We start from the raw sequence: 14255 nt of genomic DNA, 5'->3' as shown, positions 1-14255 counted from the left end.
AACAGGCTCAGCCTGTCACCCGCACGCGGCCTGCGCCAGTGCGGTCCCGGTCCAGAATGGTGCCATGAATGCGCAGAGCGTCGACACGACGGCGGCAGGTGCCACGGCGGGCGGGTCGGCGTGGGCGCCGTTGCGACACCCGATGTTCCGCGCGCTCTGGCTGGCGCAGACCGGATCCAACCTCGGCGGATGGATGCAGACGGTCGCCGCGCAGTGGTTCCTCATCCAGGCCGGTTCCGGATCCGCGATCGTCGCCTGGGTGCAGGCGGCGAGCCTGCTGCCCGTGCTGTTCCTCTCGCTGTTCGCGGGCGTGCTCGCCGACCGGTTCGACCGGCGGGGCTGGCTGCTCGCGATGAACATCGTGTCGGCCGCCCTCGCCGTCGTGCTCACGGTGCTCTCCGGGATCGGCGTGCTCGGGGCCCCCTCGCTGCTGCTCATGACCTTCCTGCTCGGCTCCTCCGCCGCGCTCAGCGCTCCGGCATGGCAGGCGATCCAGCCCGATCTCGTGCCCCGGCAGGAGATCCCCGCGGCCGCCGCACTCGGCGGGATCACGGTCAACGCCGCGCGCGCAGTCGGGCCTGCGATCGCCGGAATCCTCGTCGCGTGGACCGGTCCGACCTTCGTGTTCGCGCTCAACGCCGTGTCGTTCCTCGGCGTCGTGATCGCCCTGGTGCGCTGGCCGCGCCCGGAGCGGACCGCGCCGACCTGGACGGAGCCGTTCGGCGACTCGCTCGTGGCCGGGCTCCGCTACCTCGCCTCCGGTCCGATCGTGCGCCGGCTGCTGTTGCGCAGCCTGTTGTTCGCGCTCCCCGCGAGCGCCCTGTGGTCGCTGCTCCCCTCCGCGGCAGGCGGCCTTCTCGGCCTCGGAGCGACCGGCTACGGACTGCTGCTGGGGATGCTCGGCGTCGGGTCCATCCTCGGTGCCGTGCTCATGCCGTTCCTCACCCGGCATCTGTCCTCCTCGGCCGCGCTCGGCATCTCGGCCGCCGTGTTCGCCGTGTTCGCCGTGGGCACGGTGAGCGTCGCCTGGTGGCCGCTGCCCGTGGTCGTTCCCGTGCTGCTGATCACCGGCATCGCATGGACCGCGACCCTCACCACGCTGAACGCGGCCATGCAGCTCAGTGCCGCCCCGTGGGTGCGCGCCCGCGCGATCTCGGCCTACCTGCTCGTGCTGCTCGGCGGACAGGGCTTGGGCGCCTTCCTGTGGGGTGCGGTGAGCGCGATGGCCGGCGTGGCGGTCACGCTGGCTGTGGCGGCGGGGCTGCTGCTGCTCGTCGCGGCGAGCGTGCTGGTGCTGCCGCTGCGCCCCGAGACCGGGCGTCTGGACCGGTCGATCGAGCCGTACTGCGCGCCCGAGCCTCGGCTCGTGTTCGACCCCGAGCCCGACGACGGCCCGGTCACCGTGACGATCGCCTACCGCGTCGCGCCCGAGCGCGAGCAGGCATTCCTCGCCGCGATGAGGCCCTTGCGCGACAGCCGCCGCAGAACGGGGGCGGCGGGCTGGATGCTGGAGCGCGCCGGGGAGGAGGCGGGATCCTTCCAGGAGGTGTTCCGCGTGCGCTCGTGGGGCGAGTACACGGCCTCGCGCAACGCACGCTGGACGGGGAGCGACGCCGCTGTCCTCGACCGCGTGCTCGAGACGGCGGAGGTCGGGGCGGAGTCGCACGCCTTCGCGGTGCGGCTGCCGCGGCGCTGAGGGCTGGGCCGCCGAGGCCGCCTAGCGCGATGCCCGATCGGCGGGAATCGCGGGCGCCTGCGGCGCCGGCGGCCAGTCCGCGAGGCGTGACGCAGCAGCCGACGTGGCCTGCAGGAACGCGCCGACCAGCGCGTCCGGATCCGGCGCCTGGCGCACCGTCTCATAGGGCAGCAGGAACTCGCCCAGAGCCGCGTCGAAGGACGCACCCTCCGGCATTTCCGCGGCCGCGTACCCGTCCGGCGCCGGGTACGCATAAGCGTAGAACGCGCCCTCCGCGCCGCCGCCCGGCCAGAACCCCGCGCTGCCGAGCTCGTCGGAGTAGCCCTCCACCATCACGCTGTCCGGACAGTTGGGCGCGCCGCCGGGATGCACCGGCGCCGGCCGTCCCGAGAAGCGCGTGACCGCGAGATCCATCGCGCCCCAGAAGTAGTGCACGGGACTGACCTTGCCGCGGAACTCGGACCGGGATCGCCTCAGCACGCGATCCGCCTGCACCAGCTGCTGCCAGAACAGCCGCGCGTGCTCGGCGATGTATGTCGCGTGCACGGTGTCATCCGGGAACGGGATGGCGTCGGCCACCTCGTTCGGCACCGGATGGATGCGCACGTCCACGTCGAGCCGGGACAGCAGGGCCATCACGTCAGCGTAGAAGCGCGCGACCGAACCGCCGAGGACGAGCGTCTCGCCCCGCCCGTCGCTGGTGCGCGCGACGAGGACGTGGTCGACGAAATCGAAGGAGAGCTCCAGGATCCGATCGCCGACCGGGATCGCACCGGTCGTCAGCCCGCGCGAATCGACGAACAGCGTCACGTGCCACCAGTGGTTCACCGGAGCGGCGAGCACCATCTTGACCTTGCCGACGATCTGCGTGTACATGTGCAGCGTCTCCCGCGTCGGCGTCCAGTCGTCGACGGCGAGAGCGGGCCAGACGGGGTTCGTGAGCACGGCGTCCTCCTCGATCGGGGACACTCTACCGAGCCCGCCGTCGTGGCTCGGGCGACCGGATCCGGACCGATCCGTGTGAATCCCCTCGCCCGTACCGAACGCGCGATGCTGCTCGGCCGCGCCGCAGGATGAGGCTCAGTCCTCGAGTTCGATCTCGATGAAGCCTCCGACGATGCGCGTGCGGAAAGTCCGCAGCAGCAGAGCCGGATCCGAATAGCACTCCCCGGTGCCGAGGTCGTAGATCTCCTTGTGCAGGGGCGACGCGACGGTGGGACGATCGCCCCGGGATCCGACGATCCCGCGCGCCATCACCGGCGCGCCGTCTGCGGCGGGATCGTTGTGCTCGACCGCATAGACCTCGCGCGGCGAGAGCAGGAACACGGCGATCTGCCTCATCCGGATGAGGACGGCCTCGCCCCAGGACGGCTCGAGGTCGTCGACGCGGCATGCGCGCTCCCACACGGTGCGCGCCGGGGCGGTGCGCGAGGAGACGACACGGGACCTGGTCTGCGTGATGGTGGTCATGCCACGACGGTAGGTCGCGCGTGTTTCAGCTGCGGTCGCGGCATGTGTCGGCCGTGTGAAAGTCCCCTCACAACCCTCCGCTCGTCGTGTGCGGGCGCTGTCATGTTACGGATACATTGCCGAAACGGTCGGGAAATCGCGCGCTCGTACGCTCGGGAACCACCGAACCGGAGGGGGCACGCATGACGTCCCGCAACACGCTCATCGTCGGAGGCGGCCCCGCCGCCCACCGGCTCGTGGAGGCCCTGCTGTCGCGCTTCGCCGATGAGCCGGCCGCCGCGCACCGCATCACCGTCGTCGCGGAAGAGCCGTATCTTCCGTACGACCGGGTGCAGCTGAGCAAGCGGCTCGCGGACGGATCCGTCGATCTCACGCTGGATCCGGCGTCGTGCTGGGAGCACGCCGCGGTCTCCCTGCGGGTCGGCGAACGGGCGCAGGCGATCGACCGCGCCGCGAAGACCGTGACAACGTCGACCGGCGACGTGCTCGGCTACGACGATCTCGTGCTGGCGACTGGATCCTCCGCCCCTGTGCCCGAGATCCCCGGTGCTCCGGCCGCCCGCGTGTACCGCACGATCGACGACGTGGACGCCCTCGTCGCCGAGGTCGCGGCACTCCGCGACGAGCTGGGCCGTTCTCCGCGCGTCGCCGTGGCCGGAGGCGGTCTTCTCGGACTGGAAGCTGCAGGAGGCGTCGCCGCACTCGGTGCCGACGCCGTGATCATCCACTCCGGCGGGTGGCTGATGTCGGCCCAGCTCGACGAGGGCGCGGGCCAGGCCCTGGGGCGGCTGATCGCGGCCCGCGGGGTCGACCTGCACCTCGGCACCCGGCCGCAGAAGATCGTGCTCGGCGCTGGCGGCCGCCCCGTCGAGGTGCTCTGCACCGACGGCCGCAGCGTTCCGGCCGACATCGTCGTGTTCGCCATCGGCATCCGAGCGCGCGACGAACTCGCCACGGCGGCGGGGATCGAGACCGCGCCGCGCGGCGGCGTGATCGTGGACGAGGCCTGCCGCAGCGCTGATCCGTCGATCTGGGCCATCGGCGAGGTCGCCGCGATCGACGGCCGCACGATCGGCCTGGTCGCGCCGGCCAACGCCATGGCCGAGACTGTCGCCGACCAGCTGCTCGGCGGCGATGCGGCTTTCACCACGATCGACGACGCCACCAAGCTCAAGCTGTCGGGCGTCGACGTGGCGAGCTTCGGCGACGCGTTCGCCCGCGATCCCGGCGCCCTCGAGATCGTGTACGCGGATCCCGCGCGCGGGCTGTACCAGAAGCTCGTCGTGAGCGACGACGCCCGCACGCTGCTCGGCGGCGTCTTCGTCGGCGACGCCACGCCCTACCTCGGTCTGCGACCGCTGCTCGGTCGCACCCTCGACGCCGAGCCGGCCGCGTACCTCTCCGCCGCCGGTGCCGAGCCGCCCACGAGCGGCGCGCTGCCAGACGACGCGCTGGTGTGCTCCTGCAACAACGTCGCCGCGGGGACGGTGCGCGCCGCGGTCGGCGACGGTTGCCACGACCTCGGAGAGCTGAAGACCTGCACCCGCGCGGGCACGCAGTGCGGATCCTGCGTGCCGCTGGTGAAGAAGCTGCTCGAAGCGGAGCTCACCGCCGCCGGCGCCACGGTCTCGCACGCGCTGTGCGAGCACTTCGACCTGTCCCGGCAGGAGCTGTTCGAGTCCGTCCGTGTTCTGGGGCTGACGAGCTGGGACGAGACGATCACCCGCCTCGGTCGCGGGCGCGGCTGCGACATCTGCAAGCCCGCGGTCGGATCGATCCTCGCCACCCAGCACGGCCAGTATCTGCTTGACGGCGGTCGCGGCCCGCTGCAGGACACGAACGACCGCGCCCTCGCCAACATGCAGAAGGACGGCACGTACTCGGTCGTGCCGCGCATCCCCGGCGGCGAGATCACCCCCGAGAAACTCGGCGTGATCGCCCGCGTCGCGCAGGACTTCGGCCTGTACACGAAGATCACCGGCGGACAGCGGATCGACCTCTTCGGCGCACGGCTGGACCAGCTGCCGGACATCTGGCGCCGGCTGGTGGACGCCGGCTTCGAGTCGGGGCAGGCGTACGGCAAGGCGCTGCGGAATGTGAAGAGCTGTGTCGGATCCACCTGGTGCCGGTACGGCGTGCAGGACTCGGTGGGGATGGCGATCGCCCTGGAGCTGCGCTACCGCGGCCTGCGCAGCCCGCACAAGCTCAAGTTCGGCGTCTCCGGCTGTGCCCGCGAATGCGCCGAGGCGCGCGGCAAGGACGTGGGCGTGATCGCGACCGATCTGGGCTGGAACCTGTACGTCGGCGGCAACGGCGGATTCCAGCCCGCCCATGCGCAGCTGCTCGCGTCGGACCTGGACGATGAGACGCTGGTGCGCTACATCGACCGATACCTCATGTACTACATCCGCACCGCCGACCGGCTGCAGCGCACGGCGCGCTGGATGGAGGATCTGGACGGAGGCCTCGACCACGTCCGCGACGTGGTGGTGAACGACTCGCTGGGCCTCGCCGCCGAGCTGGAGGCCGCGGTCGCCCTGCACGTCGACACCTACGCGGACGAATGGGCGGCTACCCTCGACGACCCCGAGCGGCTGCGCCGGTTCCGCTCCTTCGTGAACGAGCCGGGCGTCGCGGATCCGTCCATCGCACGCGTCGCCGAGCGCGGGCAGCTCCGCCCCGCGACCGCCGAGGAGCGCGCGGCCGGCATCGTGCCGATCGCCGGCACGAGCATCCCCCTGCGCGCCGACACAGTGCCCGCCGAGGAGCTGTCGTGACGGCCGCTGTCGGATCGGTCACTCTCGTCGGCGGCGGCCCGGGCGACCCGGACCTGCTCACGGTCGGCGCAGTCCGTGCGCTGCGGGACGCCGACGTGGTGCTGTACGACCGGCTCGCGCCTTACGCGCTGCTTGCGGAGTTGGCGCCGCAGGCGGAACTGGTCGATGTCGGGAAGCGCCCCGGCCATCATGCGATCCCGCAGGAGGAGATCGAACGCCTCCTGCTCGACCACGCGCTCGCGGGTGCCAAGGTCGTGCGTTTCAAGGGCGGGGATCCGTTCGTGTTCGGCCGCGGCGGCGAGGAGGCGGCCGCCTGCCGCGCGGCCGGCGTGCCGGTGCGCGTCATCCCCGGGGTGACGAGCGCGATCGCGGTGCCCGCGTCCGCCGGCATTCCGGTCACGCATCGCGGGGTCGCCCGGCTGTTCACCGTGATCTCCGGGCACGCACCGCTCACAGAGTCGGAGGCCGAGCATCTTGCCGGCCTCGGCGGTACCATCGTCGTGCTCATGGGTGTCTCGAATCTGCCGTCGATCAGTGCCGGGCTGGTGCGCCACGGCATGGATCCCGGCACCCCCGTCGCGATCATCGAGCGCGGTTTCACCGCCGGCCAGCGCACGACCGTCTCGGACCTCGCGGGCATCCGCGACGCTGCGGAGGATGCGGGGGTCCGCTCCCCCGCCGTGATCGTCGTGGGCGACGTCGTCCGACTCGCCGGACACGATGATCGGGAGGCCGTCGCGCTGCTCAGTGACGCCGTCGCACTCGCGGGGGACGCCCCATGACGCCCTTCGAGCGCATCGATCCGGTGACCGGGTTCGGTCCGGATCAGCTCGCCGGCTTCCGGATCGGCGTGACCAGCGATCGCCGCTCCGCCGATCTCATCGACGCGTTCGAGCGCCGCGGCGCGTTCGTGCTGCACGCCCCGACGGTGCGGATGCGGCACGCGGACGACGACGGGCCGGTCATCGCCGACACCCGCGACATCCTCGCCGCACGCCCCGATCTCCTGCTCGCCACGACCAGCTACGGCATGCGGCGCTGGTTCGAGGTCGCCGATGCGGCGGGGCTCGGCGCCGCGCTGCAGGACGCGCTGTCCGCGGCGACGATCCTGGTGCGCGGTCCGAAGGCGCGGGGCGCGGTGCGCGCCGCGGGGCTCGACGACGAGGGCATGAGCGACGAGGAGACGACGGCGTCTCTCGTGGACAGAGTCGTCGCCGAGTTCGGAGCAGGAACCACGGTCGCCGTGCAGCTGCACGGTCAGACCGATCATGCGCAGCTCGCACGGCTCGCGCAGGCGGGGATGCGCGTACTCACGGTCGCGCCGTACACCTGGTCGAACGTCGAAGACGAGGACGAGCGGACCACCCGCCTCGTCGACGCCGTCGCGGCCCGGCAGCTGGACTGCGTCACTTTCACGAGCGCCCCCGCGGTGGACGGCCTGTTCATCGCGGCCCTGGCCCGCGGTCGCCACGACGAGGTCGTCGACGCGCTGCGGCAGGACGTGGTGGCCGCGAGCGTGGGCCCGGTGACCTCCGCGCCTCTGATCGCCGCGGGCATCCGGGTGCTGCAGCCGGATCGCTTCCGGATGGGCGCACTCATCCGGCTGGTCTGCGAGCACCTCGAGGACCGGGCGACCCTGCGCGTGCGCACCCGGCACGGCGAGGTGCAGCTGCGAGGCAGCGTCGCCGTCGTCGACGGCACACCTGTGCGGCTCACCCCCACCTCCGTGACGCTGTTCCGCGCCCTGGTCGCCGCCGAGGGCGCCGTGGTGTCGCGCCGGGCGCTCTCCGGATCCATGGACGGCGACGAGCACACCATGGAGGTCTCGCTCAGCCGATTGCGGCAGAGTCTCGCGACTCCCGGGCTCGTCGCCACGGTCGTGAAGCGCGGATACCGCCTCGACGTCTGAGCAGTTCCGCAGTCGCTGAGCACCCCCTCCGGGGTCGTTGAGCGAGGACGGCGGAGCCGACCGAGACGAAACGGGGCACGCTCGCGGATCACCGCGTTTCGTCTCGCTGCGCTCGCTCAACGACCCCGGATCGCGCGCCGACCCTATGCCGCCGGCACCGCCGCCAGTAGCGCGGTGATCCGCCCCTTGCAGCCGCCGCATCCCGTACCCGCGCGCGTGCACCGGCCGACCTCCTCGACGGTGCCGCACCCGTCCGCCACCGCCTCCGCGATGCGGCCCGCTGTCACGCCGTTGCACCAGCAGACGGTGGCCTCCGGCCCGAGCGGGTCGTCGGTCGCCCTGGCCGCGCCGGCATCGGCCGCGTCCAGCCGCAGCAGCGCGGCCGGATCCGCGACGAGACCCGCTCCCCGCTCGTAGCGCAGGGTGAGCTCGGCCCCGGCCTGCGGCAGGCCGACCGAGACGAAACCGACGAGCACGCCGTCGCGGACGACGGTCTTCAGATATGCGCCCCGCGCGGCGTCGATCCAGATGCTGACCTCGGTGTCGGCGTCCCACGGCTCCGCCGCGTACGCCCCGCCCGATACGACGTCGATCCCGATCGCCTTGAGCATGAGCACGGTCGGGCGCGCGTGCCGCACGACGCTCGCCTCCTCGCCCGCTCCGACCCCGGCCGCCTCGGCACGCAGCCGGCTCGCGACGGCTGCGGCCTGCCGCCATCCGGGCCCGATCAGGCCGCTCGGCGCTCCCGGCACGTGGCCCGTGGCGTCGGCCTCGCCGGGATCCGCGATCTGCGCGCAGTCGCCGATCGCGAACACCTCTGGATCCGTCCAGCTGCGCAGATCCGCGTCGACCAGCACGCCCGTCGAACAGGCAAGGCCGGCGGCGAGCGCGAGCTCGACCCGTGGAGCGACACCGCAGGACAGCACGAGAAGATGCCCGCGCAGATAGGTGCCGTCGGCGCACACGATGCCGTCGAACACCGGCCCCGCCGGGGTGTCCCTGAGCTCGACGGTCTCGGCGCGCGCATGCGCCGCCATCCGCAGGCCTGCCGTGCGGGCGGCACGCGCGAGCATCCGCCCGCCGGTCTCGTCGAGGTTGCGCGCCATGGGGGCCGTGCCGTGGTGCACCACAGTGACCCGCGCCCCGTGCTCGGCGGCGAGCAGTGCGAACTCCATGCCGAGCACGCCGGCGCCGAGCACGACGACCGCTCCACCCCCGGCGACCACCGGCGCGACCGCCTCGGCGTCGGCCACGTCGCGCAGCGCGAGCACGCCCGCGGGCAGCGCCCGGCGTCCGCCGTCCCGGCCGGGCACCGGCGCAGCGCCGCGCTCGTGCCCGGTGTGCTCCAGGCCGGCCAGGGTCGGCACGTTGGCACGCGCGCCCGTGGCGAGCACGAGCCGGTCCCAGGCGAGCTCGTCGCCCGCCGAAGTCCGCACCCGGCGTGCAGCACGGTCGATGGCGATCGCGGTCTCGTCGAGCCTGATCCGCACCCCGGCCGTGCGCGCCGCCGCGGTGTCCGCGATTTCGAGGCGCTCCCGTGAGGTGGCGCCCACCGCGTACTCGGCCAGCAGCACGCGGTTGTACGCGTCCTCGGCCTCCGCACCCAGCACGGTGAGCGACACCCGCCCCGCCGTCACCGCGGGCAGCAGCTCCTCGACGAAGCGGGCGCCGACCGGTCCGTAGCCGATCAGCACGATCCGCATCGGGCCGCTCATGCCGGCACCTGTTCGGCGTTCACGGATGCGACTCCGTTCTCCCCGACCGCGGGGGTGACGACGACCATCGTGCGCTTGAACTCCGGCATGCCCGAGATCGGATCCGTGACCGCGGCGGTCAGCCGGTTCGCGCATTCCGCATCCGCGAAGTGGAACGGCAGGAACACCGTGTCGAGCCGGATCCGCTCGGTCAGCAGAGCGTCCGCCATGACGCGTCCTCGGCGATTTCGGACCACGATCGGATCCCCGCCCGTGATTCCGAGCCGGGCGGCCGTCGCGGGGTGCAGCTCGGCGCGGGCGCGCGGGTGGGCATCGCTCAGCTCGGCGATCCGCCGGGTCTGTGCCCCGGACTGATAGTGCTCGAGCAGGCGCCCGGTGATGAGGGTGAGCAGCGCGGAGCGGGGCCGCTCGCCTGCCGCCCCGCCGTCGAGCGGCTCCTCGTCGGGCGCCTCCGGATCGCGCTCCTGCGGCTGCACCGGCACGAGCCGCGCCCGGCCGTCCGGGTGGGCGAACCGCTCGGCGAACAGCCGCGGCGTGCCGTCCGAGCCGGCGGGATACGGCCAGTGCGCGGCGACGCCTGCGGCGAGCTGTGCGTCGAGGAGCGCGTGGCTGAGCCCCGAGTAGTCCGCGATCCCGCCGGCGGAGGCGCGGGCGAGCTCCGCGAACACGATCGCCGGATCCGTCGGCCACTCCGACGGAGCCTCCAGCCGGGCGGCGAGATCGGCGAGGATCTCCAGCTCGCTGCGCACCCCGGGCGGAGGGGTCAGGGCGCGACGACGGCGGATGACCCGTCCCTCGAGCGTCGTGAGGGTGCCTTCCTCCTCGGCCCACTGCGTCACCGGGAGGACGACATCGGCGAGCGCGGCGGTCTCCGAGAGCACGAAGTCGCACACGACGAGCAGGTCGAGCGCACGGAGACCCGCGGCGATCGCTCCCGCGTCGGGGGCGGAGATCATCGGGTTCGCGCCGTGCACGAGCAGGGCGCGCACGCCGCCGGGTTCGCCGAGCATCCCCAGCAGCTGCACGGCCGGAACGCCCGGCCCGGGCAGACTGTCCGGATCCACGCCCCAGACCGCGGCCACAGCCGCCCGGTCCGCAGGATCGGCAATCTTGCGGTACCCCGGCAGCTGGTCGCTCTTCTGCCCGTGCTCGCGGCCGCCCTGGCCGTTGCCCTGGCCGGTGAGTGTGCCGTATCCCGAGTCCGATCGGCCGGGCAGCCCGAGCACGAGCGCGAGGTTGATCGCCGCGGTCGCCGTGTCGGTGCCGTCGACGTGCTGCTCGACGCCCCGCCCGGTGAGGATGTACGTGCCGCGGCCGCGTGCGAGCCGGTGTGCGGTCGCGCGCAGCACCGCGACCGGGATCCCCGTCATCGCCTGCACCCGCTCGGGCCACCATCGTGCGACGCTGCGGCGCAGCGCGTCGAGACCGGTCGTGCGCTGCTCCAGATAGGCGCGGTCGGCGAGCCCGTCCGCCAGCACGAGGTGGATGAGGCCGAGCAACAGCACGAGGTCGGTGCCGGGCGCGGGCTGCAGGTGCGAGCCCGCACCGTCCGCGGTGAGCTCGGCGGTCTGCGAGCGGCGCGGATCCACGACGATCAGGCCACCGGCGGCGCGGGCGCCCGCGAGGTGCGAGAGCAGGGGTGGCATGGTCGCGGCGACGTTCGAGCCGAGCAGCAGGATCGTGTCGGCGTCGTCGAGGTCGGAGACGGGAAAGGGAAGGCCGCGGTCGATCCCGAAGGCCCGGTTGCCCGCCGCCGCGGCGGACGACATGCAGAACCGGCCGTTGTAGTCGATGCGCGAGGTGCCCAGCGCCACCCGGGCGAACTTGCCGAGCAGGTACGCCTTCTCGTTCGTGAGCCCGCCGCCCCCGAACACTGCCACTGCGTCGGGTCCGTCAGCCGCGCGGATCGCGCGCAACGACGACGCGATCCGCGCCAGCGCCTCGTCCCAACTCGCCGGGCGCAGAACACCGGCATCGCGGATCAGCGGTGTGGTGAGCCGCTCTGGGGACGCGAGCAGGGCGGCTGAGGTCCACCCCTTCTTGCACAGCCCGCCTCGATTGGTCGGGAACGTGCGCCCCTCCACCCGCACCGGGGCCGGACCGGCCGGATCCTGCGTGAGGGTCATGGCGCACTGCAGCGCGCAGTACGGGCAGTGCGTGTCCGCCGCGGCAGAAGAGGCGGGAGCCGTCGGGGGCGGGGATCCGGTTGCCATCGCGGCCGACTCAGATCCGCGCCCCGCGGCGGCGTCCGCGCAGCAGCACGGCGGTCGTGATCCCGCACAGCACGACGTAGGCGACTACGAACCAGCCGAGGCCGGCCGCGTATCCTCCGGTCGCCGCCTTGGACAGCCCGAGCGCCTGCGGGACGAGGAAGCCGCCGTAGGCGCCGATCGCGGAGACGATCCCCAGCGCAGCGGCCGCGGCGCGCTGAGTGGCGACGTCGCCCGATGAGGAGTGCCCGTCAGCCCCGGACCGCAGCGCGAACAGCGTCGGGATCATCCGGTACGTCGCGCCGTTGCCCGCGCCGCTCGCGACGAACAGCAGCAGGAAGAAGCCGAGGAACAGCCAGAAGGAGTGCAGCGGCAGCGTGAGCACCACGGCGAGGGCGCCGAGCGCCATGACTGCGAAGGCGGCGATCGTCACGGCGCTGCCGCCGAACCGGTCGGCCAGCCGTCCGCCGAAGGGGCGTGCGAGCGACCCGACCAGCGCCCCGACGAACGCGAGCGACAGCATCGCGCCTCCGACGGGGAAGGCGGTGAACGCCGGGAACTGGTCGGCGATGAGCTTGGGGAAGACGGCGGAGAATCCGATGAACGATCCGAACGTGCCGATGTACAGCAGCGCCATGAGCCACAGTTCGGGATAGCGCAGCGCGGCCAGAGACGCCGAGATGTCGGCACGGGCGCTCGTGAGGTTGTCCATCCGGCGCCAGGCGCCGAAGGCCGCGATCAGGATGAGCGGCACCCAGATGAGACCCGCGAGCGGCAGATGCAAGGTCGCGCCGGCTCCCAGTGTGATCACGATCGGCACGACGAACTGGGCGACGGCGGCACCGAGGTTCCCGCCGGCGGCGTTGAGCCCGAGGGCCCAGCCCTTCTGCCGCTGCGGGTAGAAGGAGGTGATGTTCGCCATCGAGCTCGCGAAGTTGCCTCCGCCGAGGCCGGCGAGCGCCGCGACGGTGAGCATCACCGGGAACGGGGTACCGGGGTTCGACACGCACAGCGCGAGCCCGAGCGCGGGGACCAGCAGCAGCAGCGCCGATACCACCGTCCAGTTGCGTCCACCGAAGCGCGGCACCATGAACGTGTACGGGAAGCGCAGGGTCGCTCCGACCAGGCTCGGGATCGAGATCAGCCAGAACGTCTCGGAGACGGTGAAGTGGAATCCTGCCGCCGGCAGCGCCACGACCACGATCGACCAGAGCTGCCAGACGACGAAGCCGAGGAACTCGGCGCAGATCGACCAGCGCAGGTTGCGCCGCGCGATCGCAGAGCCCGCGGTGCGCCACTGATCGTGGTCCTCGGCGTTCCATCCGGAGATCCAGCGTCCCGGCAGGAAGCCGAGCGCGGAGCCGGTCGCGGGCCTCTCCGCGGTGGGCGTGGTGGTGCTGTTCGTGGCGATGCCGGTCATGCGGACCTCCCAGGAGTGCGTGTGCGATCACGCTAGGAAGTCCGTGTTTCCGGCTGTCGTGTGCGCCGTAACGTCTGCGTGTCGAACTCCTCTCCGCAACAACCAGGCTCTGTGAGATGTCGCGATGCGCTCCCGGTGCCGCCCCGGGGATGAACGTCGCGAGCGGGGTGGAGTAGGACGAGACGGCAGACCAGTCAGGCGGGTGATCCGGAAGGCGGCTGGCTCACGTCTCGAGCGCCCGGGACATCACCGCCTGCTGCACCGTCGTGAGATGGCGTTTGAACCTGTATCCGACGAAGGATGGATGATCAACGGCGTCCTCGGAGACTTCGCGTCCTCGGATGAAAGGCGGACAAGGAGCGAACCGGACATTGTCCGGCGCAGTATCCAGAAGCTCCCCCGTCACGCGATAGGGTGCGAGCGCATCCGCATCGCGACCGGGCCCGTCCGTGATTACGACGTCTGCTCCGCGCATGGCGTCGCGAAGATCCTCGTTCCAAGGCATCCCCGGCACCCGAAGCTCTGCGGGACAGCTCTGCTCGATATCGATGCCGAAAGCGACTCCTGCCTCCCACCACGCACGGGCAATATTCCCGTCAGCGCCTACGAACAGGAACTTGAGCCCGAACGGATCAGCGTCCTGAGCCAGCGCATAAAGGTCTGAGAGCACCTCGCACGGATGGTTCACGTTCGTCATCGCATTGATCACCGGGAGCGTCTCCGCCCCTGCCAGACCGCGCAGCACTTCGATATCAGGGTGACGCACGACGAGGAGATCCACCCACGAGGCGAGGTAGCCGACGACATCGATCGGGTCCTCGTCCTTATCGAGTGTCTCCGGCGGAAACACAATCGGCTGCAGTCCCATCTCGGCGGCACCACGCTCGAAGGAAACGCGCGTTCGCACGCTTGATGCGGGAAAGAAGAGGGCGGCAGCTCCATCCATGATGGGGCCTCTCCCGCCTTCGAAGGACTTGGCGCGTGCGAATATGTCGCTCAGGTCGTGCCGGCTGAGGCCTGACAAGGAAAGTAAATGTCGCACTCATCTAGTATCCAGA

10 protein-coding genes are annotated in these 14255 nt (G+C 72.0%); 4 read left to right on the top strand and 6 right to left on the bottom strand.

Annotation, left to right across the window (positions count from 1 at the left end; all coding sequences use genetic code 11):
• Positions 1–64: 64 nt before the first annotated feature.
• A complete protein-coding gene (locus tag AB4078_RS00705) occupies positions 65–1696 on the top strand; it encodes an MFS transporter (protein ID WP_441975566.1) in 1632 nt (543 codons plus the stop codon).
• 21 nt (positions 1697–1717) lie between these two features.
• Here AB4078_RS00705 and AB4078_RS00700 read toward each other — a convergent pair whose 3' ends face one another.
• Positions 1718–2641: a DUF5996 family protein gene (locus AB4078_RS00700; protein ID WP_441975565.1), complete on the bottom strand. Its 924-nt coding sequence runs from the start codon at positions 2639–2641 to the stop codon at positions 1718–1720.
• Between the two features lie 135 nt (positions 2642–2776).
• Positions 2777–3166, bottom strand: a complete 390-nt coding sequence (gene nirD / locus AB4078_RS00695) for a nitrite reductase small subunit NirD (protein ID WP_441975564.1) — start codon at positions 3164–3166, stop codon at positions 2777–2779.
• Positions 3167–3348: 182 nt separating this feature from the next.
• On the opposite strand from nirD, the gene nirB reads away from it, so the two are divergent.
• Genes nirB through AB4078_RS00680 form a run of 3 tightly spaced genes read left to right on the top strand, consistent with a single transcriptional unit; the run spans position 3349 to position 7852 of the window.
• Positions 3349–5943: a nitrite reductase large subunit NirB gene (gene nirB, locus AB4078_RS00690; RefSeq protein ID WP_441975563.1), complete on the top strand. Its 2595-nt coding sequence runs from the start codon at positions 3349–3351 to the stop codon at positions 5941–5943.
• Positions 5940–6725: a uroporphyrinogen-III C-methyltransferase gene (cobA, locus tag AB4078_RS00685; RefSeq protein ID WP_441975562.1), complete on the top strand. Its 786-nt coding sequence runs from the start codon at positions 5940–5942 to the stop codon at positions 6723–6725. The genes nirB and cobA overlap by 4 nt, the downstream gene beginning before the upstream one ends.
• A complete protein-coding gene (locus AB4078_RS00680; RefSeq protein ID WP_441975561.1) occupies positions 6722–7852 on the top strand; it encodes a uroporphyrinogen-III synthase in 1131 nt (376 codons plus the stop codon). Before cobA ends, AB4078_RS00680 begins: the two co-directional genes overlap by 4 nt.
• Before the next feature lie 143 nt (positions 7853–7995).
• Here AB4078_RS00680 and AB4078_RS00675 read toward each other — a convergent pair whose 3' ends face one another.
• From AB4078_RS00675 to AB4078_RS00660, 4 genes are all read right to left on the bottom strand, one after another.
• Positions 7996–9567: an FAD-dependent oxidoreductase gene (locus AB4078_RS00675; RefSeq protein WP_441975560.1), complete on the bottom strand. Its 1572-nt coding sequence runs from the start codon at positions 9565–9567 to the stop codon at positions 7996–7998.
• Positions 9564–11780, bottom strand: coding sequence for a molybdopterin oxidoreductase family protein (locus AB4078_RS00670; protein ID WP_441975559.1), 2217 nt, complete (start codon positions 11778–11780; stop codon positions 9564–9566). The genes AB4078_RS00675 and AB4078_RS00670 overlap by 4 nt, the downstream gene beginning before the upstream one ends.
• A gap of 10 nt (positions 11781–11790) precedes the next feature.
• On the bottom strand, positions 11791–13197 hold the full coding sequence (locus tag AB4078_RS00665; RefSeq protein WP_441975558.1) for an MFS transporter: 1407 nt from the start codon (positions 13195–13197) through the stop codon (positions 11791–11793).
• Between the two features lie 223 nt (positions 13198–13420).
• Positions 13421–14239: an ornithine carbamoyltransferase gene (locus tag AB4078_RS00660; RefSeq protein WP_441975557.1), complete on the bottom strand. Its 819-nt coding sequence runs from the start codon at positions 14237–14239 to the stop codon at positions 13421–13423.
• Positions 14240–14255 lie beyond the last annotated feature (16 nt).

Source organism: Microbacterium sp. 2MCAF23 (assembly GCF_052115565.1).
Classification (GTDB): Bacteria; Actinomycetota; Actinomycetes; order Actinomycetales; family Microbacteriaceae; genus Microbacterium.
The sequence above is the reverse complement of the archived record's forward strand: the minus strand, read 5'-3'. Positions and strand labels throughout refer to the sequence as shown.